A 23,470-nucleotide genomic window follows, 5' to 3' on the forward strand; every position below is an offset into this window, starting at 1 on the left:
AGCGGGGACAGGGTGATGACAGTGAACGACCTGCTGATAGCGCGGGGATTCTGGGGACCGAGGCGGGAGTCGCCGGATCAGGTTGCCGAGAGGTTGGTGGCGTTCCTGGCGGCTTTGGACGAGGTGGTCGGGGAGCCGCTCCCGTGGTCGTCGCACGCCCTTCCGGGGAAGTTGCTCACCGAGCCGGCGAGCGCTCGGCAGGTGATCACCGACGCTTTCGGCGAGAACACGGACGCCCCGCATCTCGGGATCCATCAGGCGTACGATGCGCGCGGCGCAACAGCTGGACAGCTGAGGATCACGATGGGCGTCGGGGGATACTCGGACTCACCGAACGTGCACAACGCGTTCTTGGTGAAGTGGCGTGCAGCCGACGACGAGCCGCTCGCAGTTCCGATTCTCCGCCACCTTGTCGCTGCATGGGATCCGGACTGGGCCGCCGTGACGTCGAGGTCTCTCATGGACGCTCTGGCCGAGGTGCAGCCTCGCGGAACGCCGGGTCCGAAGGTCGGGTACCTGACCTACCTCTCGGAGGGGAGGGCGCAGGTCTTGCCGGGTGGATTGGAGAAGCACCTGCTGAGCCTCGAGGCCGGCGTCGTCATCGGCTCCGGCGAGGGGAACGGTTTCCTGTCCGAGGACCAGGCCGGCGAGTTCGCGAGGGACCTCACGTCCAGCGCGGCCTTCGCGGCGACGCCGACTTCTCGCAGCAAGTTCTGAGCGGACAGGGCGCGCTCCGTGAAGAGCGCGCCCTGCTCATTCACTACGGGTTGCAGGTGAGTTTGGCGTCGGCCCAGTCGCCGTGGTCGCTGGTGTTGCCGTCGCCGCCGTCGGTGACCTGGAGGGTGAGGGTTTGGGCGCCGGTGACGTCGACCGTGGTGGTGGCGGTCGGTGAGGTGCCGGTGAGTTGGTCCGATGTGTAACGGGCGGTGCCGTCGGTCAGGACCTTGAAGGTGACCTTGCCGCGGTCCTCCATTTCGTCGTCGATGCCCAGTTTGCTGGTGAAGCTGGTGCAGTTGCCGCCGAGGCGGACGCTCACCGACGAGGGGGCGTGCGCGCCCAGGCCCTTGGCGTACTGGACGCCGTCGAGCGTGATCGGCCCGCCGTCGCCGGCCGCGTCCTCACCGTTGCTGTGGTCGCGTTCGACCGGGCCCCACCCGTTGGTGGAGTCAAGGAATTCCAGGTCGCTGACCCAGTTCTCCCCGGTAGGTGCCGATGGCAACGGTTTGTCGGCGATCGTGGCCGCGAAGAAGCCCAGTCCGCCACCCGGCAGCTTGACCGCCTTCACGGTCTTCCCGGGATCGAGCGGTACGGCGGTGTAGAACACCCGGTAGTCCGTGGTCGTGTTGCTCAACCCGGCGGCCGTGTACCGGCCCTTGACCGCCACGGCCAGCTTCGCGCCGCCCGTCGTCGGGTCCTGGCAGCACCAGTTCGGCAACTGGAACGTGCCCTCGGACGTCGATCCGTCGGTGTAGATGATCGTCACCGTTCCGCGGGCGTTCAGGCTCGCGCCGGCGCCCAGCAGCGCCAGATGCGATCCCGTTCCCGACACGAGGATCGGAGCCGACTGGTTCTTCACCAGGTTCGGCGTACCGGGCGCCCCGCTCGGCCAGGTGAAGTCGGCACCCTGGACGTTCACGGTCGCGCCAGGCGTGTACCCGGCCGCCGCCAGCGCCTCACCGTTGAAGCTGTTGCCCGACCCGTCGAAGTTTCCTTGCTGGTACGTCGATGCGTCGCTCACGCCGACCACGTTCGCGGCCTGCGACACCGAGGCGTACGGCAGCTGCGCCGTACCGGTCGAGGTGTTCACATAACTCTTGCCTTGAGCAACGTACGACGCCCGCAACGTCAGCGTGAAGCTCGCGGGTTTCACGTCCGCTCCGGGGGTGACCTGCAGCTTCGTCGTCACGGTCTGCCCCGGGGAAACGGCGGAAAACGTGTTCTGGCCGCTGACCGACCAGCCGGCCGGTACCTGGACGTCGAGCCGCACATCGCGGACCGTTGTCGTGGTGCCGTTGCGGAACGATGCGGTCAGCTCGGTCGCCTGGCCCGGAGCGTTCCACAGCGACGGCGTGGTGAGCTCGGGGGTCCCGAAGGTGTTCGTGACGTCGGGTCCACCGACCGCGGACGTGCCGATGAGTTGGACGACGGCGCTGCGGGACGTCGGGATCGAGGCGGTCTGGACTCGAATCACTCCGTCGGAGTAGGTCCACTTGACCGTCTTGCCGTCGACCAGGACGGTGTGCGGAGCGCTGCCGGTGTGGAGCGTGAGCTCGTACGGGCGTGCGGTTGGCTTGCTGTCGTACGAACCGACGCTGGCGCCGATCTTGACGGTGATGTCGCCGCGGCCCTGGGTCGGTGCGTCGACGGCGAACGTCTGCGTGGCCGACTTGGTCGATCGGGTCACGCGGTCGTCCTCGTACATCGAGAACGACGACTTCCCGGACGGGTAGATGTCGACGCTGATCGGGTCGCCGGGCTTCTGCTCGGCGGCGGTGTTGATGCCGGACTTCCACATCGGCACGACCGCGCCCGCCTTCACGAACAGCGGCAGCGTGTCGAGCGGCGCGTGGTACCCGTTCACGGTCGTCGGGCCCTGGTGGACGCGGCCCGTCCAGTAGTCGATCCACCGGCCGGCGGGCAGGTAGATCCCGTTCTTCACCTCGTCCGCGCCGTACATCGGCGCGACCAGGAACTCCTTGCCGGCCAGGAACTCGTACTTGGTCGTGTCGTCCCAGGTGCGCGGGTCGTTCGGGTACTCCAGCACCAGCGACCGGTTCAGCGGTGCGCCGGTCCGGTGCGCCTCGGCGGCGTACGTGTAGAAGTACGGCAGCAGCCGCTCCCGCAGTTTCAGGTACTTGCGGTTGATCGAGGTGTACGGATCGCCGTACGCCCACGGCTGCTTGTACGCCGGGGTCGACCAGCCGGACATCGTCATGAACGCCGGGTTGAACACCTTCCACTGCAGGTCCCGCACGTACGACGTCGGGGAGCCGCCGAAGATCCCGTCCACATCGCCCGCGCTGTAGGCGATGCCGGAGTTGCCGGACCCGGTGATCGCCGGGATCTGCCACTTGATGGCGTCGAGCGAACCGCTGTGGTCACCGGTCCACTGCACCGCACACCGCTGCGCGCCGGCCCAGCCTTCGACCATCCATGCGAACCCGCGGGCGTTGCTGTACTGCTCGATCCCGTCGTGCGCGGTGTCACAGGCAGTCAGTGCGTACCGGTACCCCGGACCGACCCACGCGACGTCGAGCTTCCGGACGCGGACACCTGCCTCGCCTACCTCGGCCGGCTGCCGGTCCAGGTTCGACTGCGTCCACAGACCCATCTGGATGTTCCGCGCCCGCAGGTCGTCACCGGCCTGCTTCAGCGCCGGGATGTCCCGCTTGCCCCACCAGGTGCCGTCGACCTGCTCGGACTCGGTGTTGGCGGAGTATCCGCAGCCGTAGTCGTCGTTGACGAGCATCCAGCCGCCGGGCATGTCCTCGTCCTTGAACCGCTGCGCGACCTTGACCGCGTCCAGTGTCGTCACCTTGTCCGGGTTGACCTTCCAGTCGTTGCTGGGGTCCGGATCCGTCGCGTAGTGACCACGGTTGTAGCAGTCCGAGTCGCCGTACTCGAGTCCGTAGATCGGCGGCATGAACGGCCGGCCGGTGAGCTCGGTGTAGCGGTCGAGCGAGGTCTTCAGGTCGCCGATGAAGTAGTAGGCGTCGAACCGCTGCTCGTCGTGCGTAGTGACAACCGGACTAGTGAAGTTGTAACTACCCGGGCTGAACGTGTTCCGGAGTACGCCGTACCCCGCGGTGCTCATGTAGTACGGCGAGGCGTTCGGGTTGCCGCCGTCCTCCCAGTTGAAGTCTCGCGAGATCTTGATGGTCTGGTCGCGGTGCGAGAAGCGACCGTTCTGCATGCCGCCGCCGAAGAACTGTTCGTTGGCGCCGCGGCCGAGGGTCTGCGTGGCGGATGTGTCGGTCCAGGACAGCGGCGCCGCCTCGGACCACACCAGTTGACCGTTCGAGCGGTAGACCGAGAACTTCAGCGGCTTCTTCTGCGCGCGCACCTCGATCTTGCCGGTGCTCAGCGAGTAGTACGCGCCGCGGTCCCGCCAGGTCGTCCGCGAGGTCCCGTAGTCGGTCTTGGTGACGATGTTGGACGCGGGGGCGTCCGGATCGGTGGGTGGGGTGTTCGCCGGGTCGGTGAAGTTCCCGTCCGGCGCCATCCACAGCCGGAAGACGTCGTCCTTCAGGAACACCACTCGCACCTTCGCCGCGCCGGCGCTGAGGGCGTACGCCGCTTTGTCGGCCGCGAACCCGGTCACGTCACCGAGCGTGGTGGCGGCGGCCTGCGCGGGAGCGGCGGTGTACACGAGTGCGCCTGCTAAGAGAGCTAGTGCGACTACTGAACGTTTCATGCGGACAAAGATGCTCACGACTGCCTCACTTCACGCATCAATGAACAAGATGCGCACATTGAAACCCAGCGGCCGCGGATTGTCATCAGGTCAGCTTCATCAAGTTGAGACGGTGTCGCTATCACGGAGTGAAACTCCGCGATGACGATGAGTCGCATGACGAATTTTCGTCCCAGCAGCCCCAACAGTCCCAGCAGTCCCAATCTCACCAGGCGGCACCTCCTGCGAGCCGGCCTGGCAACCGGTCTGGCGACGGGGCTCACGGCGGGGCTGACGGCGGGACTCACGGGCGTGGCCCAGGCCCGCCCCGTCGACCCCGACGCCATGACGGCTGACCTGCTGGACCCCGCCCGCGCCGGGCGGCTCCGCCCCCAGGGCGATCCCGATTTCCACCCGGTGAAGTTCCGGCTGCCCCAGCCGACCGGACGCAAGGCGCTCGGGACGACCGCCATCCACCTGATCGACAGGTCCAGGCCGGACCCGAGCATGCCGAGCGGGCAGCGGGAGTTGATGATCAGCCTCTGGTACCCGGCGGGCATGTTCGGCCAAGCGCCGCTCGCGAAGTACATGCCGCCGAGGACCGCCGTCGAGGTCGACGAGACGTGGACGGGCGACTACGGGCTCGCCCTGCCGAGCGGGTCGTTCGATTTCGCGAACACCGACACGCATGCGCGCGTCGACGTACCGATGCAGCGCCTGCGGCATCCCGTCGTACTGTTCTCACCCGGCTACCAGTACAGCCGGTTCGTGAACACCGCGCAGGTGGAGGATCTGGCCGGCCGCGGGTACGTCGTGGTGACGATGGACCACTCGCACGAGACGCCGGTGGAGTTCCCGGGCGGGCGGTTCCTGCCCGGTGCGTCGACCGAGGAGCCGGCCGATCCGGAGGACATCCGGAAGGCGGTCGAGACCCGGACCGCGGACGCGCGGTTCGTCCTGGACCAGCTGGAGCGGCTCGCCGGCGGCGAGAACATCGATGCCGAGGGCAAGGACCTCCCCGGCGGGCTGGCGGACGGGCTGGACCTGCGCAAGGTCGGCATGTTCGGGTTCGCGCTCGGTGGGTACACGGCTGCGAACACGATGCTCGAGGACGAGCGCATCCTGGCCGGACTCGACCTGGACGGCACGTTGCAGGACGACCGGCTGAAGGGACCGCTCGGCGAGGTCGCGGAGAAGGGGCTGGACCGGCCGTTCCTGCTGTTCGGCTCGGCCGAGACGCAGCGGACCGATCCGGGCGGGGAGTACTACGACAAGTCATGGGCGAGTTTCTGGGCCGCGCAGCGTGGCGAGAAGCTGAACCTGACGCTGGCGAGCACGAAGCAGCGGGCGTTCACCGACTATCAGTTCGTCTTCTCCCAGCTGTTCCACGACATCTACGGCGAGGACCCGATCATCACGTCGGTGATGAAGGCGCTGGTGGGCAGCGCCAAGCCGGCCCGCAGCGTGCTGGCCCAGCGTGAGTACATTGCCGCGTTCTTCGACCAGACGCTGCGCCGGCGCCCGTCTCTTCTGCTGCGCGGAGACTCCGCGAAATTCCCCGAGGTCCGGTTCACGCGCTGAGACGGCGTACTCTCGTTAGGCGCCCCAGGGCGGTCTGTGGCAGTCTCGCGACTCGCGGTGACGATGGGTTGTTCGCCACTTTCTGGAACCCTGAGAGGCATAAAGGGGGCCGCAGCGGTTACCGTGCGTTGAGAAATGCGTTGCCGTCGGCCGTACTCTGTCCTCGGGCGGGGTCGGTCTGTGCCCGGGGGAACAGACGACGGAGTAGGGGCGTTGTCGGCAGGACGAGAGTAGGGAGCGCAGTGGCAGGGGCAGCAGGCACGAAGACAGCCGCAGGGACCCGTTTGGTGATCGTCGAGTCGCCCAAGAAGGCGCGGATGATCGCCGGTTTCTTGGGGTCCGGGTACGTGGTGGAGTCCAGCTTCGGCCACATCCGCGACCTGCCGAGCGGGGCGGACGAGATCCCCGCCAAGTACAAGGGCCTCCCATGGGCCCGGCTCGGCGTCAACGTCGAGGACCACTTCGACCCGCTGTACGTCGTGCCCGCCGACAAGAAGGCCCAGATCCGCAAGCTCAAGGACCTGCTCAAGGGCGCCGACGAGCTCTTCCTGGCCACAGATGAGGACCGCGAGGGCGAGGCGATCGCCTGGCACCTGCTGGAGGAACTGAAGCCGAAGGTCCCGGTCCGCCGGATGGTGTTCCACGAGATCACCCCCAAGGCGATCCAGGACGCGGTCGGCAACGCCCGGGACATCGACGAGGCGCTCGTCGACGCCCAGGAGGCGCGCCGGATCCTGGACCGGTTGTACGGGTACGAGGTCTCCCCGGTGCTGTGGAAGAAGGTCATGCCGAAGCTGTCGGCGGGCCGGGTGCAGTCGGTCGCGATCCGGATGGTGGTGGACCGCGAGCGTGAGCGGATCGCCTTCCGCAGCGCGTCGTACTGGGACCTCGACGCGACCCTCGACGCCGGTGAGAGCCGGACGCCGCGGCAGTTCGGTTCCCGCCTGGTCTCGGTGGACAGCAAGCGGGTGGCCCAGGGCCGCGACTTCAGCTCGACCGGTGAGCTCAAGGGCGCGAACACGGTCCACCTGAACGAGCAGACGGCGACCGCGCTGGCGTCCGCGCTGCGCGACTCGCAGTTCACCGTCCGGTCGATCGAGTCCAAGCCGTACACCCGCCGGCCGTACGCGCCGTTCCGGACCACCACGCTGCAGCAGGAGGCCGGCCGCAAGCTCGGCATGTCCGCGTCGCAGACCATGCAGGTCGCCCAGCGGCTCTACGAGAACGGCAACATCACCTATATGCGTACCGACAGCGTCACGCTGTCGGACACCGCGATCACCGCGGCCCGGGCCCAGGTCCGCGAGCTGTACGGCGCGTCGTACCTGCCGGACAAGCCGCGCGTCTACACCTCCAAGGTGAAGAACGCCCAGGAGGCGCACGAGGCGATCCGGCCGGCCGGTGAGACCTTCCAGACTCCGGCGCAGACCGGTCTGAGCGGCGCCGAGTTCCGGCTCTACGAACTGATCTGGATGCGGACGATCGCGTCCCAGATGAAGGACGCCGCCGGGAACAGCGTGTCGATCAAGATCGACGCGACCGCGGCCACCGGCGAGCAGTGCGAGTTCACGTCGTCCGGCCGGGTGATCACGTTCCACGGGTTCCTCAAGGCGTACGTCGAGGGCGCGGACGACCCGTCCGCGGGCACCGACGACCAGGAGACCCGGCTGCCGAACGTCGAGGAGGGCGACATCCTGCCCGCGCTCGAGGTGCTCGCCTCGGGGCACGAGACGAAGCCGCCGGCGCGGTTCACGGAAGCGACGCTGATCCGGGAGCTGGAAGAGCGGGAGATCGGGCGGCCGTCGACGTACGCGTCGATCATCGGCACGATCCAGGCCCGCAAGTACATCTACAAGAAGGGCCAGGCGCTGGTTCCGGCCTGGCTGGCGTTCGCGGTCGTCCGGCTGCTCGAGGAGCACTTCACCCGGCTGGTGGACTACGCGTTCACCGCGACGATGGAGGACGTGCTCGACGAGGTCGCGGCCGGTGACCTGCAGCGTGAGGGCGTGCTGTCCCGGTTCTACTTCGGCGACGACGACCTCGAAGGCCTGAAGTCGATGGTCACCGACCTGGGCGACATCGACGCCCGGGAGATGTCGACGTTCCCGGTCGGTGCCGCCGACAGCGGGATCGTCGTCCGCGTCGGGCGGTACGGGCCGTACGTCGAGGACAAGGACGAGCGGCGCGCGAACGTGCCCGAGGACCTGCCGCCGGACGAGCTGACCGTCGACAAGGCCAAGGAGCTGCTGGAGCAGCCGTCGGGTGTCGAGCACGAGCTCGGCAACGCGCCGGACACCGGCCTGAAGGTGGTCGCGAAGGCCGGGCGGTTCGGGCCGTACGTGACCGAGGTGCTGCCCGAGGACGCGCCGAAGAGCGCGAAGCCGCGGACCGGGTCGCTGCTGAAGTCGATGACGCTGGAGTCGATCGGGCTCGACGACGCGATGAAGCTGCTGTCGCTGCCGCGCGTGGTCGGGAAGGACCCGGAGTCCGGTGACGAGATCACCGCGCAGAACGGGCGCTACGGGCCGTACCTGAAGAAGGGCACGGACTCGCGGTCGCTGTCGTCCGAGGAGCAGATGTTCGACATCACGCTCGAGGAGGCGCTGGCGATCTACTCCGAGCCGAAGCAGCGGGGCCGGCGGGCCGCCGCGCCGCCGCTGAAGGAGCTCGGCGAGGACCCGGAGTCGAAGAAGCCGGTGGTGGTGAAGGAGGGCCGCTTCGGTCCCTATGTCACCGACGGGGAGACGAACGCGACGCTCCGCAAGGACGACTCGGTGGAGACCATCTCGCTGCTCCGCGCGGCCGAGCTGCTGGCGGAGAAGCGCGCCCGCGGTCCGGTGAAGCGTCCGGCGAAGAAGACCGCCGCCAAGAAGACCGCTGCGAAGAAGACCACGGCCGCGAAGAAGACGGCGGCCAAGAAGACCGCCGCCAAGAAGACCGCTGCCAAGAAGGCGACGACCAAGAAGACGACCGCCAAGAAGGCCCCGGCGAAGAAGAGCTGACCGGGTGACGGCTCGGTAGCTGAAGCTCGATTGCAAAGGAGCGCCTGTGACGAGTGCGGTCGAGGTCAGCGCGCAGCGGCTGCGGGAGCGGGGTGAGCGGGTGACCCCGGCCCGGCTCGCGGTGGTCGAGGTGCTCGCGGGCACCGAGGAGCACCTGAGCGCCGAGCAGATCGGCGAGCGCGCCGAACAGCTCCGCCCGGGGATCCACCGCGCGACTGTCTACCGAGCGCTCGACGCGCTCGGTGAGTTCGGCCTCGTCACGCACGTGCACCTTGGTCGCGCCGGCACGACCTACCACCTGGCCGGCGACCTCGCCCCGCGCCACCTGCACCTGCGCTGCTCCGAGTGCGGCACGGTCTACGACGCCCCCGGCGACATCCTCGAGTCCGCCCGCAAGAAACTCGCCCGGGACCTCGGCTTCCACCTGGCCCCCGAGCAGGTTGCCCTGGTAGGCACCTGCAACAACTGCCACTGACAGTGCAGGGAAGCGTCCCGGATCGGCAGCTCGACAGTACGTATACCTCCACTGCGCTCGACCCGACGGTCGGCTGAGCGCGCGGTGCGGCCGCCGATGCCGGCACCTCCTGTCGAGCTGCCGACTGATTGCTTTCGGGTTGTCCTGCCTACCCGTGCCGGTTGTGGCCTGAATCGGTCGAGGCTGTCCATATCTGTTGATCGGTGTGGAGTTGTGAGCAGCTAGGGCTTAGGGTCGACTTTTGTGACTGACTACGTCGAGGACTTTGCTTCCGGGGCCAACGTGCTGCCCCCGCGCTCGTGGCTGGACGACGACTCGGGCAGGCTGCCGCTGTCGGGTGACTGGAGCTTCCGGCTGTCCCCGACCGTGGCGGACGCGCCGGACGACCTGAAGGACCCGGACACCTCCGGGTGGGACACCATCGCGGTGCCGGGCCACTGGCAGCTGAACGGGTACGGCGCGCCGGCGTACACGAACGTGGTCTACCCGTTCCCGCTCGAGCCGCCGTACGTGCCGACCGACAACCCGACGGGCGACTACGTCCGGACCGTGACGGTGCCGGCGGACTTCGACGGCGCCCGGATCGTGCTCCGGTTCGAGGGTGTGGACTCGCGGTTCGCGGTGTACGTGAACGGTGAGCAGGTCGGCTGGTCGTCCGGGTCGCGGCTGCCGTCGGAGTTCGACGTCACCTCGTTGGTTGCTCCGGGCAAGGAAGCGCGGATCGCGGTGCGGGTGCACCAGTGGTCGACCGGTTCGTACCTCGAGGATCAGGACATGTGGTGGCTGTCCGGGATCTTCCGCGAGGTCAACCTGCTCGCGCTGCGTCCGGACGCGCCGACCGATGTCTTCGTGAAGGCGGCGTGGGACCACCTCGACGGCGCCGGCACGCTGCTGGTCGAGTCCGACGTACCGGGCACTGTTGTCGTGGATGAGCTGGGTCTCGAGGTGCCGACGGGTGAGCATGTGCGCGTCGAGGGTGTGCAGCCGTGGAGTGCGGAGGTGCCGCGGTTGTACGACGCCGTACTGCGGACCGCGGGTGGTGACGTGCGACTGCGGATCGGTTTCCGGACGGTCGCGATCGTGGATGGGATCTTCACGGTCAACGGCAACCGGGTGCTGTTCAACGGCGTCAACCGGCACGAGTTCCACCCCGACCGGGGGCGGTCGCTGACCGAGCAGGACATGCTGGACGACGTACTGATCATGAAGCGGGCCGGGATCAACGCGGTCCGCACCAGCCACTACCCGCCGCACCCGCACTTCCTGTCGCTGTGCGACGAGTACGGGCTGTACGTGGTCGACGAGTGCGACCTGGAGACCCACGGGTTCGGGTACGAGCCGCAGCCGCCGAAGCTGCCGAACCCGGTGATGGACGAGCGGTTCCGCGACGACATGGTCGAGCGGATGCGCCGTACCGTGCACCGCGACAAGAACCACCCGTCGATCGTGCTGTGGTCGCTCGGCAACGAGTGCGGGATGGGCGACAACCTCAAGGCGATGTACGACCTCGTCAAGGAGCTCGACCCGTCGCGGCCGGTGCACTACGAGCGCGACACCGAGGCCGAGTGGGTCGACATCTACTCGCGGATGTACACCTCGCCGGAGGGCTGCGCGGAGATCGGCGCCGATTCCAGTCTCTATAGGAACCTGCCGTTCATCCTCTGCGAGTACGGGCACGCCATGGGCAATGGGCCGGGTGGGCTGCTCGACTACCGCGAGGTGTTCGAGAAGTACCCGCGGTGCCAGGGCGGGTTCATCTGGGAGTTCATCGATCACGGTCTGCGGACGACGATCGACGGGCGCGAGGTCTACGCGTACGGCGGGGACTTCGGGGAGACGATCCACGACGGGAACTTCGTCTGCGACGGTCTGCTGTTCCCGGACCGGACGCCGTCGCCGGGGATGCACGAGTACATCAAGGTGATCGAGCCGCTGCGGATCGTTGCTGACGGCAACCGCGTGTCGATCACCAACCGCTACGAGGCCCTGGACACCAGCCACCTGAGCTTCAGCTACGTCGTCGAGACCGAAGGTTCGCGGGTGGACGCTGGGACCCTCTCGGTTCCGGTGATCGCACCCGGCGAGACCGTGACTGTCGAGTTGCCGTCCGTGGACGCATCGAAGCCCGAGACCTGGGTGACCGTGACCGCGTCGCTGACCGAGGCGACGGCCTGGGGCGAGGCGGGGCACCGCATCGCCTGGGGCCAGATCCGCCTGGACGAGCCGGCCGCCGCCGAGGTTGCGGTGAGCGGTTCACCGGCCGCGGGTGAGGCCGGGATCGACGGGATCACCGTCGCGGGCGTGAAGAACGCCAGGCTGGATGTTTGGCGGGCGCCGATCGACAACGACGCGATCCCGGGGGTCGCGGCCGCGTGGCGCGAGGAGGGGTTGCACCGGGTGCAGCACCGGATCGTGTCGCAGGGTGAGCGGGACGGTGCGTGGGAGGTCGTCACCCGGACCGCGCCGCCGCAGTTGCAGTGGGGCCTGCGCAGTACCTGGCGCTGGACTGCTGTCGACGGTGCGGTGGTGCTGGAGTTGAGCGTCGTACCGGAAGGCCTGTTCCCGGAGGTGCTGCCGCGACTCGGCATCACCTTCGAACTCCCGAAGGTCCAGCAGGTCGAATGGTTCGGCACCGGCCCGAACGAGGCGTACGTCGACACGCGCGAGGCCGCCGCGGTGGGCAAGTACTCCGCCACGGTCGCCGAACTGCAGACGCCGTACGTCCGCCCGCAGGAGAACGGCCACCGCATCGACACCCGCTGGGCCACCCTCGACGGCCTGCGCATCGAGGCGGTCGACCAGCTCTTCGGCCTGACCGTCCGCGACTGGACCTCAGCCGACCTCGAAACCGCGACCCACGCCGCGGCCCTGGTCGCCGGCGACACCACCTACGTCACGATCGACCTGGCCCAAACCGGCGTCGGCACCGCCGCCTGCGGCCCCAAACTCCCCGACCGCGACAAACTGAAAACCGCCCCGGCGCAACTCACCCTCCGCTTCACCACCGCGTAGCGGACCTGCACCACTCACCAACCTTCGGTCAACACGCTCACCACCAACCCGGTCGCCTCCACGCGACCGGGTTGGTGAGTGCTGCACGTCCGCCCTCAGATGGCGATGGTTGGGCGGGGGTGTACTCGGTCGGTTGGTGGGTGGTAGGCGGCCCAGGCTTGGGCCAGGCGGTGGACGGCTTCGGTGAGGTCGGTGGGGTGGGCGCGGAAATGCAGGCGGACGTAGGGGTCGCTGGCGGCGGTGACGTCGAGGCCTGAGCCGGGGAGGATGGCTAGGCCGTGGCGGAGGGCGGTCTGGGCGAAGGAGGTGCCGTCGCCGTGCGGTAGGCGGACCCAGAGGCACTGGCCGCCGGAGACGGTCGGGATCTGCCAGGTGGGGAGCGCCTCGACGAGGAGGGCGTGTAGGTGGTCGTGGCGGGTCTTGAGGGTTTGGTGCAGGGCGGGGCCGTCCAGGAGCGGGAGTAGGTGGACTGCCGCCAGTTGAGTCGGGACGTTGCCGCCTAGGTCGTGGACTGCGCGGAGCCGGGCCAGGCGGTTGATCAGGGGCGGGGCCGCGCGGATCCAGCCGATGCGCAGGCCGCCCCAGATGCTCTTGCTGAGTGAGCCGATCGAGATCACCGAGTCGCCGTACGCCGCGATCGGCGTGGGCAACGCCTCGCCCGGGAACCTGAGGTCGGCCGGTACCTCGTCCTCGATGACCGGGATCCCCGCGCTGGCCACCCGCTGACGGGCTAGTGCGGACATCACCGAGCCTGTCGGGTTCTGGTACGTCGGGATCACGTACGCAAGCGCCGGCCGCCGCTCCCGGACCGCTGCCTCGAGCCCTTCGAGTCCAACCGGCAGACCGCGCAGTACGGCGCCCTCCTCCCGGAACACCTCCAGCGCTCCCGGGTACGTCGGCGCTTCGACCAGCACCTGGTCGCCAGGGGACACCAGCGCGTGAGCCAGCAAGGACAGGGCCTGTTGACCGCCGTTCGTCACCAGAACCTGCTCAGGACCAGTGAGCACGCCACGAGCCGTGTAGCGATCCGCCAGCGCCTCGCGGAGCGCCGGGTGGCCGTACGGGTAGTACCCGATGTCGTCGGTGACGTGGGCGAGCTCTGGCGCGATCCTGGCGAACGCCTCCGCCAGCTGCGGCGGCGGGTCACCTGGTGCGGCACAGATGGCCAGCAGTACGTCGTCGTCCCGGGCCTCCAAGGAGTCCAGGAAGATGGGGTCCACCGGCGCGTCCTCAACCTGCCCGCTGCGAGGTGCGCCGGCAACGCGCGTCCCGCTGCCCTGCTTCCGTGTGATGCGCCCTTCGGCCCGGAGCAGGTCGTAGGCAGCGACCACCGTCGTACGGCCGACCGCCAGTGCACCGGCCAGAGCGCGGTCCGGTGGCAGCAGTACGCCTGGTGGCAGCTCGCCGTCGTCGATCAGCTGCCGCAGGCGAGCGGCGAGCAGCACGTACAGCGGGCCGCGGCCGGACGACCAGCGGCCCAAGCGATCGACTACCTCAATTGGTCTCATCTGCGAACCAATTCTGCCGGATTGGCTCTCCATCCGCCACCGCGCGTCCAGAACGATGGCGGTATGCCGACCTTTCCGAGAAACCCGATCATGTCCCTGACCGCCGAGCAGCCGCGGCACGAACTGGGTGAGAGCTACGGCCCGGACCTCCGGCTCGCGGACTTGCTCACGCCCGAACTGGGCGACCTCGAACTCGGCTACGGCACCGCAGCGGGTGACGTGAAGCTGCGTACGGCGATCGCGGACCGGCACGGCGTACGGCCCGAGGACGTGGTCGTGACTGTCGGCGGGATGCACGGGATCTTCCTCCTCGCCTACCTGCTGGAGGGAGAGGTGGTGACGACGGCGCCGCAGTTCCCGATGACACGCAACGCGTTCGACACGGTCGGTGCGCCGGTGCGGGCCGTACCGCTGACCTTTGACGAGGGCTACCGGGTCACGCCGGAGGCGGTGCGTGCGCAGCTCACGCCGCAGACCAGGCTGGTGAGCTTGGCGACTCCGCAGAACCCGTCCGGTGTCGCCGTCCCGCTGGAGACCCTGCGCGAGATCCTCGATGCGATGAGTGAGGTCTGCCCGGACGCGTACTTGATGGTGGACGAGACCTATCGGACCGCGGCGTACGGCGATGACCCGATCGTGGACACGGCGCTCCGGCTCGGGCCGAAGGTGGTGTCCGTCGCGTCGCTGTCGAAGTGCCATGGGGCGGCCGGGTTGCGGATCGGATGGGTGATCAGTACCGATGCGGACCTGATCGAGCAGTTGACGACCGCGAAGTTCAGCACGGTGGTCACCGCGTCCCCGGTCACGGAGGCGCTGGCGGTCCGGGTCTTCGAGCAGGAGGACAAGATCCTCGGCGAGCGAAGGGTCTGGCTGGAACAGAACCTGCGCATCACCGAGGACTGGGTGAACGCGAACAGCGCGCTCGTGGAGTGGGTTCGTCCGTCGGCCGGGGCGTTGTGCGTGGTCCGGTTGGCGACGGACGTGGATCTCGAGCGGTTCCGGCGTACGGCGGCGGAACTCGGCGTACGGCTGGCGGACGGGGACTGGTTCGGCGACGACCCGCGGGTGTTCCGGCTCGGCTTCGGCTTCCTGCCGCTGGAGGACCTGAAGGCGGCGCTCGACGCGCTCCGCGAGGCATTCCGGGCGGCCCGCTGACAGCGGCCGCCGGATGCGCTGCGGTGGCCTGTCCGACCCGCCCACTAGGCTGGCGGTGTGCCGGAGGTTTATGACCCGTTGACCGATCCTGCACCGGCGCACGATGTGCGGGCGGTGTTGCGGATCCGGGCGTTCCGGCGGCTGTGGATCGCGTTCGGGCTGTCCAGCCTCGGGGACTGGATCGGCCTGCTGGCGCTGACCGCGATGGCGAAGGCGTTCGCCGGCGACGACTACCAGGCGGCCAACTTCGCGATCGGCGGCGTGCTGTTCCTGCGGGTGCTGCCCGCGCTGGTGATGGGCCCGGTGGCGGGCTGGATCGCGGACCGGCTGGACCGGCGCTGGACGATGATCGTCGGCGACCTGATCCGGGCCGCGTTCTTCGTCAGCATCCCGATCGTCGGCACGCTGACCTGGGTGCTGGTGGCAACGGTGCTGATCGAGATCGTCAGCCTGATCTGGGGCCCGGCCAAGGACGCCAGCGTGCCCAACCTGGTGCCCCGGCACCGGCTCGAGGCGGCCAACCAGCTCAGCCTGATCACCACGTACGGGACGGCGTTGCCGGCCGCGGTCATCTTCACCGCGATCACGCTGGTGTCGCGCTGGGCCGGAGACTTCGCCATCGACCTGGCCGTGTACGTGAACGCCGCGACCTTCGTCGTCTCGGCGTTGGCGATCGTGTCGGTCGCCGAGATCGGCCGTGCGATCCACGAGCACGAGGACCATCCGACGCTGTGGCGGACCATGGTCGAGGGCTGGTCGTACGTCACCGGCACTCCGGTGGTTCGCGGTCTGGTGATCGGGATCTCCGGCGCGTTCGCGGCCGGCGCGGTCGTGATCGGCTTGGGTCGCACGTACGTCGAAGGACTGGGCGCCGGCGACCCCGGGTACGGCGTGCTGTTCGGTGCCGTGTTCGGCGGTCTCGCGCTCGGGATGGGGTTCGCGCCGCGGATCTTCTCCGGGCTGTCCCGGCGCCGGCTGTTCGCGGCGGGGCTGGTCGGGTCGGGGATCTGCCTGGCCGGGCTGGCGCTGATCCAGCAGATCGAGATCGCCACGATGATCGCGATCCTGCTCGGGTTCTGCGCCGGCGGCTCGTGGGTCTCCGGGTACACGCTGCTCGGTCTCGAGGTGCCGGACGCCGTCCGCGGGCGGACGTTCGCGTTCGTGCAGTCCGCTGTGCGTACGGTCCTCGCGATCACGCTGGCGATCGCGCCGTTCGCGGCCGGTGCGATCGGCCGGCATACGTGGACGATCGGCGGCCGTTCGGCGACGTACAACGGTGCCTCGATGACGATGGTGGCGGCGGCGGTCCTGGCCGGGGTGATCGGTCTGCTCGCCTGGCGGCAGATGGACGACCGTCCGGGGGTGCCGTTCTGGCGCGACGTACGGCGCAGTTTCGGCAAGACGCGGGGCGACTATCCGACGACCGGCCTGTTCATCGCGCTCGAGGGCGGTGAGGGCGCCGGCAAGTCGACGCAGTCCGCGCTCCTGGTGGCGTGGCTGGAGGAGCAGGGCCAGCAGGTGCTGCTGACCCGCGAGCCCGGTGCGACCGAGCTCGGGAAGACCCTGCGACAGATCGTCCTCGACCCGGCGACCGGTGACATCTCGCACCGCGCGGAGGCGCTGCTGTACGCCGCGGACAAGGCCGAGCACGTCGACTCGGTGATCAAGCCGGCGCTGAAGTCCGGCGCGGTCGTGATCACCGATCGGTACGTCGACTCCGCGCTGGCGTACCAGGGTTCCGGGCGGGACCTGGACCTGTCGGACGTCGAGCGGGTGAATCGCTGGGCCACCGACGACCTTCGCCCGAACCTCACGATCCTGCTGGACCTGCCGCCGACGAGCGGTCTCGGCCGGTTCGCCGAACGGGACCGGATCGAGGCGCAGTCCGACGCCTTCCACGAGCGGGTGCGGAACGCGTTCCTCGAGCTCGCCGCGGCCGAACCCCAGCACTACCTGGTGCTCGACGCGACCCAGGACCGCGAGGACATCGCGCAACAGATCCGCGCCCGCCTCCAACCGATGCTTCCCAAGGTGGGTCTATGAGTATCTGGGACGACCTGGTCGGGCAGGGGCCCGCGGTCGCCGTACTGCGGAAGGCCGTCGACGGCGCCGCCGCCGTACTGCGGGGTGAGCGAGGTCCCGCGGTGGCCGGAATGACGCACGCCTGGCTGATCACCGGACCACCCGGATCCGGCCGGTCGAACGCGGGCCGGGCGTTCGCGGCCGCGCTGCAGTGCGCGAACAACGGCTGCGGCGAGTGCAACGAGTGCCGTACGGCGCTCAGCGGCGCGCACCCGGATGTGTCGCTGATCCGCACCGAACTGCTGTCGATCCGGGTCAGCGAGGTCCGTGAGCTGGTCCGCCGGGCCGCGATGAGCCCGACGCAGGGGCGCTGGCAGGTGATGGTCGTCGAGGACGCGGACCGCCTCACCGAGCAGGCCGCGGACGCGCTGCTGAAGAGCATCGAGGAGCCGTCGCCGCGAACCGTCTGGGTGTTGTGCGCGCCGACGGTCGAGGACGTCGTACCGACGATCCGTTCGCGCTGCCGCCTGCTGGTGCTGCGGACGCCGCCGGTCGCCGCGGTCGCGGAGATGCTGAGCCGGACACTCGACATCGGTCAGGATCTGGCCTGGTTCGCGGCGCGCGCCGCGCAGGGGCACATCGGCCGGGCGCGCGCGCTGGCCCGCGACGAGGCGGTGCGGGAGCGGCGGAACAAGGTGCTCGAGGTGCCGTTCGCGCTGCGCGATCTCGGTGCCTGCCTGAAGGCGGCGCAACGGCTGGTCGAGGCGGCCAAGGAAGAGGCCAAGGGCAGCGCGGAGAAGGTCGACGAGAAGGAGCGGGCCGCGCTCGAACAGGCGCTCGGCGTCGGCACGAAGGGCGCCCGGCCGCGCGAGGCGAACGCCGCCCTGAAGGAGCTCGAGGACCAGCAGAAGGCCCGCGCCAAACGGTGGGAACGCGACGTCCTGGACCGTTCATTGGTCGACCTGATGGCGCTGTACCGCGACGTCCTGGTGGTGCAGACCGGGTCCGGCAGCGAACTGATCAACGCCGAACTGCACCGCAACATCGAGCAGCTCGGCAGCCGGACGACGCCCGAGCAGACCGTCCGCCGGATCGACGCGATCGCGATGTGCCGCGAGGCGATCGAGGCGAACGTGGCGCCGCTGGTCGCGCTCGAGGCGATGACGATCGGCCTGTTCGAGGGCCGCAGCGACGGGTTCACGATCCCGAGGCGCCCACAGCGCTGAGTCGCGGGCTGAGTCGTGCATCACGCCACGTCCGATAAGTGGGCGGAACGTGTAACACCGAGACCAGCCGGTCCGATGACTGGGTGACTGGGCGGAGCGGTCCGCCCGGCTTCACCCTGCCGCGAAACGGACCCAAATGACCCAGCCGTCCTCCCCGATCCAGCCTGCGCGGCCGCCGCTGCCGTCGGCTGAGTCCTGGCTGGAGGGCATCCCGACGCCGAAGGGCCGGCAGGACGGGTACGCCGTCGCCGCGTTCGCGACGAGTCTGCCCGGGCTGGTACCGATCGCGGTCGTGCTGGCCGGGGTGGCGCTGCGACGGATCAAGCGCACCGGCGGGCACGGGAAACGGCTCGCGTACGGCGCGCTGGCGGTGTCGCTGTGCTGGGTGATCGCGATCGGTGTCGCCGTCGCCCTCAACCTGGTCGGCGAGCACCGGCGCGGCATCGGCAAGACCGTGTCGATCTCGCAGGTGGAGGTCGGCCGCTGCTTCGACGCGGACCTGGAGGCCTCGACGCTGCGGCTGGTACGGATCGCGGACTGCGCCGTGGCGCACACCGGCGAGGCGTACGCGAAGGTGCAGGCCGCGCTCGTCGGGTTGTCGACCGCGCAGACCGGAACGGTCGCGACCCAGCAGTGCGCGGGTGCGTTCGTGGAGTTCGTGGGGACGCCGTACGAGCGGTCCGAGCTGGACATGTACTACGTCGTACTCGGCGATCGCGCGGTTGCTGACGGCAACGTCCTGTGTCTGGTCGGCATGCCCGGGACCCACCTGACAGGTACGATGCGCGGATCACAGCGGTAATGCCCGCGGGGGAATCAGTGGGGGTAGCGTGAGTCAGCCACCGTACGGCCCGGAGCCGGAACGACCACAGGACAGGCCACAAGACCGTCCGCACGATCCGACCCGTGCGTTCCCGACGTACGGCCGCCCGGGACAGCCGGAGGCGCCTCGTGCGCAGGGCGGGACGTCTTGGGCGCCGCCTGGGCAGTCGCCCTACGCGCAGGCGCCAGGTGGGCAGGCGCCGTACGGACCGGGGTACGGGCCGGGGCAGTATCCGTCGGCGTACGGTCAGGCGCCGGGGCCGTACGGCTACGGCTATGGGTACGGCGGTTACGGGTACAGCGGCTCGGGTGGGACGAACGGGCTGGCCACCGCGGCGCTGGTGACCGGCCTCGGCGGCTTCGTCATCGGGTTGTCCGCGCCGGTGGCGATCGGGCTCGGCATCGCCGCGCTGGTACAGATCAACCGCAGCAAGCAAGAAGGCAAAGGGATGGCGATCGCCGGTCTGGTGATGGGCTCCCTGGTGACGCTCGGCTACACGCTGCTGATCGTGCTTGTGATCGTCCTCGGTTCCTCCGCCGACGACGACTACAGCGCACCGAGCCCGGGGTCGTCGAACACCGCCCCGACCACGTACGTCGAAGACCTGACCGTCGGCGAATGCTTCGACGAGGCCACCGAAGAGGACGAGGTGATCCGCCAGCCCTGCACGGACGCCCACGACGCCGAGGTCGTAGCGATCCCCGCGATCCCCGGTACGCCGTACCCCGGCGACAGCGCCATCAACAAGGCGGCCGACCGCGCCTGTGCTCCTGCCTTCGGCACGTATGTGGGCAAGTCACGTGACCAGTCCGAGCTGTACCTCGACTGGTGGACACCGAGCAAGGAAGCCTGGGACGACGGCGACCACCGCGTCCTGTGCGCCGCCTTCGGTCCCGACGACGACAAACTCACCGGCAGCGTGAAGAACAGCCACCGGTAGGGGCGTGACCCATCGCTCCGGGGCGGTGAACAGGTTATTTCTGGTGTAGCGCGACCACTTCCTGTGCAACGCCCGTACGCTAGCGGCGTGGGTATGGTGATGGCGGTGTCGTTCGAGAGGTATGGGCGGCTTTACTACCTTGACCCGGGGGAGTTTCGGCCTCGGGTGGGGGAGAAGGTGCTGGTGCCTACCGACGACGGGCCTGAGGTTGCGGAGTGTGTGTGGGCGCCGCAGTACGTGACCGAGGACGTCGGCGGGCTGCCGTTGTGCGCGGGGATCGCGACGGCCACGGATCTGGACCGGGACGAGCAGAATCGGCAGCGGCGGGCGGATGCGCGGGTGATCGCCAAGCGGACGATCCGGGAGCACGATCTGCCCATGAAGGTGGTCGGGATCGATTTCGTCGACCGGCGGCCGGATATCGACCAGTTGGTGATCGTGTACTTCTCGGCGCCGCACCGGGTGGATTTCCGGGAGCTCGTCCGGGATCTGGCGCGGGCGCTGCGGGCGCGGATCGAGTTGCGGCAGGTCGGTGCTCGCGACGAGGCGCGGCTGCAGGGCGGTATCGGGCCGTGTGGGCGGGATCTGTGCTGTGCGACGTTCCTGAAGGATTTCGAGCCGGTCAGCGTGCGGATGGCGAAGGACCAGGACCTGCCGCTGAATCCGTTGAAGATCTCCGGCGCATGCGGCCGGCTGATGTGCTGCCTGAAGTACGAGCACCCGCTGTACCAGGAGTTCAACGCGAAGGCTCCGGCGCTCGGGACCGCGGTGGAGACCCCCGCGGGTGATGGAGTGGTGGTCGGGCACAACGTGCCGAGCGACACCGTGGTCGTCCGGCTCGCGGCCTCGGGCCGGCGTTGCGCGTGCAGCAGGGCGGACGTCTGCTCGCCGCGGCAGCAGTACGAGGCCTCTGGTACGACGACCCCGGACGCAGCACCCGTCGTACCGGAAGCCAAGGCGCCTGTACCGGAAGCGCCGGCCGCCCCGGAAGCAGCTCCTGCGGAGCCGACGGAGAGCCGTGAGGAGCGGCGGGCGCGGAAACCACGCCGCCGGCGCCGCTTGCACCATGACGACGAGGGAGAAACCGCGCAGTGAGATTCCGCAGGTCGACCGTACTGGTGGCAACTCTGGCGGTGCTCGCGAGCGGATGTGGGGTAGCGAGTCGCGCGCAGGACGCGGACGGCGGTACGGCGCCTGGCGTCGGCAGCAACCCGCCGAGCGGGCCGGTTGGGCCGATCCCGGCGGGGCTGGAGAAGTTCTACGAGCAGAAGCCGGACTGGGAACGCTGCGGCTCCAACCAGCAGTGCGCGACCATCGAGGTCCCGCTGGACTACAAGAAGCCGACCGGGCAAACGATTGAGCTGCGCGCCCGGAAGGTGCTCGCCAAGGACCGCGGCGGGCGGATCGGCACGCTGTTCATCAACCCGGGCGGCCCCGGCGCCTCCGGGCAGGACTTCGCCGCGCAGGTGCCGATGCTGTTCGGGTCGCCGCTGTTGCGCAAGTTCGACATCATCGGCTGGGACCCGCGCGGCGTCGGTGAATCCACGCCGGTGAAGTGCCTGGACACCGCGCAGCTGGACGCGATGATCGCCGCCGACGGGACTCCGGACACGCCCGCCGAGGTCGCCGACGTCGAGAAGCACGCGAAGGCCTTCGCGGCCGCCTGCACGCAGCGGGCCGGCGCGCTCCTCTCGCATGTCAACACCAAGGATGCGGCCCGCGACATCGACGTACTGCGAGGCATCGTCGGCGACTCCCAGCTCTACTACCTGGGGATGTCGTACGGCACGTACCTCGGTGCGACGTACGCCGAGCTGTTCCCGAAGAACGTCGGCCGGCTGGTGCTGGACGGCGCCGTCGACCCGGCGATCACGTCTCAGCAGATGGGGATGGCGCAGGCGAAGGGCTTCGACAAGGCGCTGGACGCGTTCGCGGAGGACTGTGCGCAGCGTTCCTGCAAGCTCGGCGGCAGCAAGAACGAGGTACTGGCCAAGGTCGACAAGCTGATCAAGGACAGCGACGCGCATCCGCTGCCGGGTGACGGGCAGCGCCAGGTCACGCAGGCCCTGGTCGTCCTCGGCATGGTCTACCCGCTGTATCTGAAGGAGTTCTGGCCGCGGCTCGAGGACGCCGTCGTCGACGGGCTGGCCGGGAACGGCTCGCGGCTGCTCGCGCTGGCCGACGAGTACACGGACCGCAAGCCGTCCGGGTACTCCGACAACGCGAACGAGGCCCAGATCGCGGTCAACTGTTCCGACCGGCCGGATGTCACCTCGATCGCGCAGCTCCAGGCGGAGGTGCCGGAGTACAAGGCCGCGTCACCGCGGTTCGGCGAGTTCATCGCCTGGTCGTCGGCGTCCTGCATCAACTGGCCGGTGAAGCCGACGGACAAGCCGCACCCGATCAAGGCGGCCGGCTCGAAGCCGATCATGGTCCTCGGGACGACGCGCGACCCGGCGACGCCGTACGAGTGGGCGGTCGGCCTGGCGCACCAGCTCGAGAACGGCGTCCTCGTCACCCGCGACGGCGACGGGCACACGGCGTACCTGTCGGGCAACGCGTGCGTGAAGAACGTCGTCGAGAGCTACCTCGTCCAGGGCAACACCCCGGCCGCCGACATCAAGTGCTAGTTGGGCCGCGTGTCGCCAGGGTCGACCGGGAGTTTGAGGGTGTCGGTGGCCTGCTGGAGGACGGCGCGGAGGCCGGCCTCGTCCTGCGGGCGGCCGCCGACGGTGATCTCGACCGCTGACGTCTTGCCGTCGTCGAGCGAGACCCAGCGCGACAGACCCATCCGGGCACCGCGGCTCTTGTCGACGTACGTGTAGATCAGCGTGCCGTTGTCGCGGCTGAGCACCTTCAGGTTGGGCTCGTCGATGCTGCGCTCACGGTTCGCGACCAGCTCGTCCGGGCTCTGCTTGCTGCCCCGGGTGTCGAACCGGATCTGCCAGACGCCGGTCGAGTCGACGAACTTCGGGCGGGTGCCGCTCTGCGCGCTCTTCCACCCGGTCGGGACCTCGGACGACACCGGGTCGTCGTCGGTGCCGAAGTTCTGGACGACGTACTGGAGTCCGTCTGCCTGCAGCCCGTCACCGCGGCTGGGGGTGCTGGACGGCGTCGGACTCACGATCCCCACCGGCGTGTCGTGGGCGGTGAACGGATTGCCACCGTTCACGGCGACGACTGTGCCGAAAACGGCTACGCCGACGGTCATTCCCGCCAGCGTCATCAGCAGCGCCTGGTGCCTGGGCGTGAGCATCCCGACCTCGCTTCCCTCTCTCCCGCCTGATTATCGCCGACGAGAGGGGCGTCACCGCAAACTGCCGCGTACGCTGG

The 23,470-nt window shown here is 69.1% G+C and carries 15 protein-coding genes; 12 read left to right on the top strand and 3 right to left on the bottom strand.

What is annotated here, in order from left to right; all coding sequences use genetic code 11:
* Window positions 1–15: 15 nt before the first annotated feature.
* A complete protein-coding gene (locus E0H50_RS25935) occupies window positions 16–717 on the top strand; it encodes an Imm52 family immunity protein (protein ID WP_131293036.1) in 702 nt (233 codons plus the stop codon).
* Window positions 718–760: 43 nt separating this feature from the next.
* Here E0H50_RS25935 and E0H50_RS25940 read toward each other — a convergent pair whose 3' ends face one another.
* Entirely contained in the window at window positions 761–4,414 is a 3,654-nt protein-coding gene (locus tag E0H50_RS25940) for an NPCBM/NEW2 domain-containing protein (protein WP_131293038.1), read from the bottom strand.
* Between the two features lie 156 nt (window positions 4,415–4,570).
* Between E0H50_RS25940 and E0H50_RS25945 the strand changes: the two genes are divergently transcribed.
* From E0H50_RS25945 to E0H50_RS25960, 4 genes are all read left to right on the top strand, one after another.
* Window positions 4,571–5,974: an alpha/beta hydrolase gene (locus E0H50_RS25945; protein ID WP_131293040.1), complete on the top strand. Its 1,404-nt coding sequence runs from the start codon at window positions 4,571–4,573 to the stop codon at window positions 5,972–5,974.
* Window positions 5,975–6,261: 287 nt separating this feature from the next.
* Entirely contained in the window at window positions 6,262–8,976 is a 2,715-nt protein-coding gene (topA, locus tag E0H50_RS25950; RefSeq protein ID WP_131293042.1) for a type I DNA topoisomerase, read from the top strand.
* 46 nt (window positions 8,977–9,022) lie between these two features.
* Complete coding sequence (locus tag E0H50_RS25955) at window positions 9,023–9,451, top strand: Fur family transcriptional regulator (protein ID WP_131293044.1); 429 nt, start codon at window positions 9,023–9,025, stop codon at window positions 9,449–9,451.
* A 243-nt stretch (window positions 9,452–9,694) separates the two neighbouring features.
* Complete coding sequence (locus tag E0H50_RS25960; protein ID WP_238151213.1) at window positions 9,695–12,463, top strand: glycoside hydrolase family 2 TIM barrel-domain containing protein; 2,769 nt, start codon at window positions 9,695–9,697, stop codon at window positions 12,461–12,463.
* Between the two features lie 95 nt (window positions 12,464–12,558).
* Here the strand turns inward: E0H50_RS25960 and E0H50_RS25965 are convergent, their stop codons facing one another.
* Window positions 12,559–13,971 (bottom strand): aminotransferase-like domain-containing protein, encoded by a 1,413-nt coding sequence (locus E0H50_RS25965; protein WP_131293046.1) that lies wholly within the window; start codon window positions 13,969–13,971, stop codon window positions 12,559–12,561.
* Window positions 13,972–14,034: 63 nt separating this feature from the next.
* On the opposite strand from E0H50_RS25965, the gene E0H50_RS25970 reads away from it, so the two are divergent.
* From E0H50_RS25970 to E0H50_RS26000, 7 genes are all read left to right on the top strand, one after another.
* Window positions 14,035–15,126 (top strand): pyridoxal phosphate-dependent aminotransferase, encoded by a 1,092-nt coding sequence (locus E0H50_RS25970; RefSeq protein WP_131293048.1) that lies wholly within the window; start codon window positions 14,035–14,037, stop codon window positions 15,124–15,126.
* Window positions 15,127–15,183: 57 nt separating this feature from the next.
* Window positions 15,184–17,169: a dTMP kinase gene (gene tmk / locus E0H50_RS25975; protein ID WP_131293050.1), complete on the top strand. Its 1,986-nt coding sequence runs from the start codon at window positions 15,184–15,186 to the stop codon at window positions 17,167–17,169.
* Window positions 17,166–18,374, top strand: coding sequence for a DNA polymerase III subunit delta' (locus E0H50_RS25980; RefSeq protein WP_131293052.1), 1,209 nt, complete (start codon window positions 17,166–17,168; stop codon window positions 18,372–18,374). The genes tmk and E0H50_RS25980 overlap by 4 nt, the downstream gene beginning before the upstream one ends.
* Window positions 18,375–18,510: 136 nt before the next feature.
* Window positions 18,511–19,176 carry a DUF4190 domain-containing protein gene (locus E0H50_RS25985; protein ID WP_131293054.1) on the top strand — a complete coding sequence of 222 codons (666 nt, stop codon included), beginning with the start codon at window positions 18,511–18,513 and terminating at the stop codon, window positions 19,174–19,176.
* A gap of 28 nt (window positions 19,177–19,204) precedes the next feature.
* Window positions 19,205–20,137: a DUF4190 domain-containing protein gene (locus tag E0H50_RS25990; protein WP_131293056.1), complete on the top strand. Its 933-nt coding sequence runs from the start codon at window positions 19,205–19,207 to the stop codon at window positions 20,135–20,137.
* A 93-nt stretch (window positions 20,138–20,230) separates the two neighbouring features.
* The gene (locus E0H50_RS25995; protein ID WP_131293192.1) at window positions 20,231–21,232 is read left to right on the top strand and encodes a PSP1 domain-containing protein; all 1,002 of its coding nucleotides are present in this window, start codon (window positions 20,231–20,233) and stop codon (window positions 21,230–21,232) included.
* The gene (locus tag E0H50_RS26000) at window positions 21,229–22,767 is read left to right on the top strand and encodes an alpha/beta hydrolase (protein WP_131293058.1); all 1,539 of its coding nucleotides are present in this window, start codon (window positions 21,229–21,231) and stop codon (window positions 22,765–22,767) included. Before E0H50_RS25995 ends, E0H50_RS26000 begins: the two co-directional genes overlap by 4 nt.
* On the opposite strand, the gene E0H50_RS26005 is transcribed toward E0H50_RS26000, so the two are convergent.
* Window positions 22,764–23,393 carry a hypothetical protein gene (locus tag E0H50_RS26005; RefSeq protein ID WP_131293059.1) on the bottom strand — a complete coding sequence of 210 codons (630 nt, stop codon included), beginning with the start codon at window positions 23,391–23,393 and terminating at the stop codon, window positions 22,764–22,766. The genes E0H50_RS26000 and E0H50_RS26005 overlap by 4 nt on opposite strands.
* Window positions 23,394–23,470: the final 77 nt, after the last annotated feature.

The sequence above is a fragment of the Kribbella sindirgiensis genome, assembly GCF_004331435.1.
In the GTDB taxonomy this organism is placed as follows: Bacteria; Actinomycetota; Actinomycetes; order Propionibacteriales; family Kribbellaceae; genus Kribbella; species Kribbella sindirgiensis.

Coding starts and splice junctions, on each gene's coding strand:
- E0H50_RS25965 (WP_131293046.1), bottom strand. CDS start 13,971: ATGAGACCAATTGAGGTAGTCGATCGCTTGGGCCGCTGGTCGTCCGGC.
- E0H50_RS25970 (WP_131293048.1), top strand. CDS start 14,035: ATGCCGACCTTTCCGAGAAACCCGATCATGTCCCTGACCGCCGAGCAG.
- E0H50_RS26005 (WP_131293059.1), bottom strand. CDS start 23,393: ATGCTCACGCCCAGGCACCAGGCGCTGCTGATGACGCTGGCGGGAATG.
- E0H50_RS25995 (WP_131293192.1), top strand. CDS start 20,231: ATGGTGATGGCGGTGTCGTTCGAGAGGTATGGGCGGCTTTACTACCTT.
- E0H50_RS25940 (WP_131293038.1), bottom strand. CDS start 4,414: ATGAAACGTTCAGTAGTCGCACTAGCTCTCTTAGCAGGCGCACTCGTG.
- E0H50_RS25985 (WP_131293054.1), top strand. CDS start 18,511: ATGACCCAGCCGTCCTCCCCGATCCAGCCTGCGCGGCCGCCGCTGCCG.
- E0H50_RS25935 (WP_131293036.1), top strand. CDS start 16: ATGACAGTGAACGACCTGCTGATAGCGCGGGGATTCTGGGGACCGAGG.
- E0H50_RS25980 (WP_131293052.1), top strand. CDS start 17,166: ATGAGTATCTGGGACGACCTGGTCGGGCAGGGGCCCGCGGTCGCCGTA.
- E0H50_RS25945 (WP_131293040.1), top strand. CDS start 4,571: ATGACGAATTTTCGTCCCAGCAGCCCCAACAGTCCCAGCAGTCCCAAT.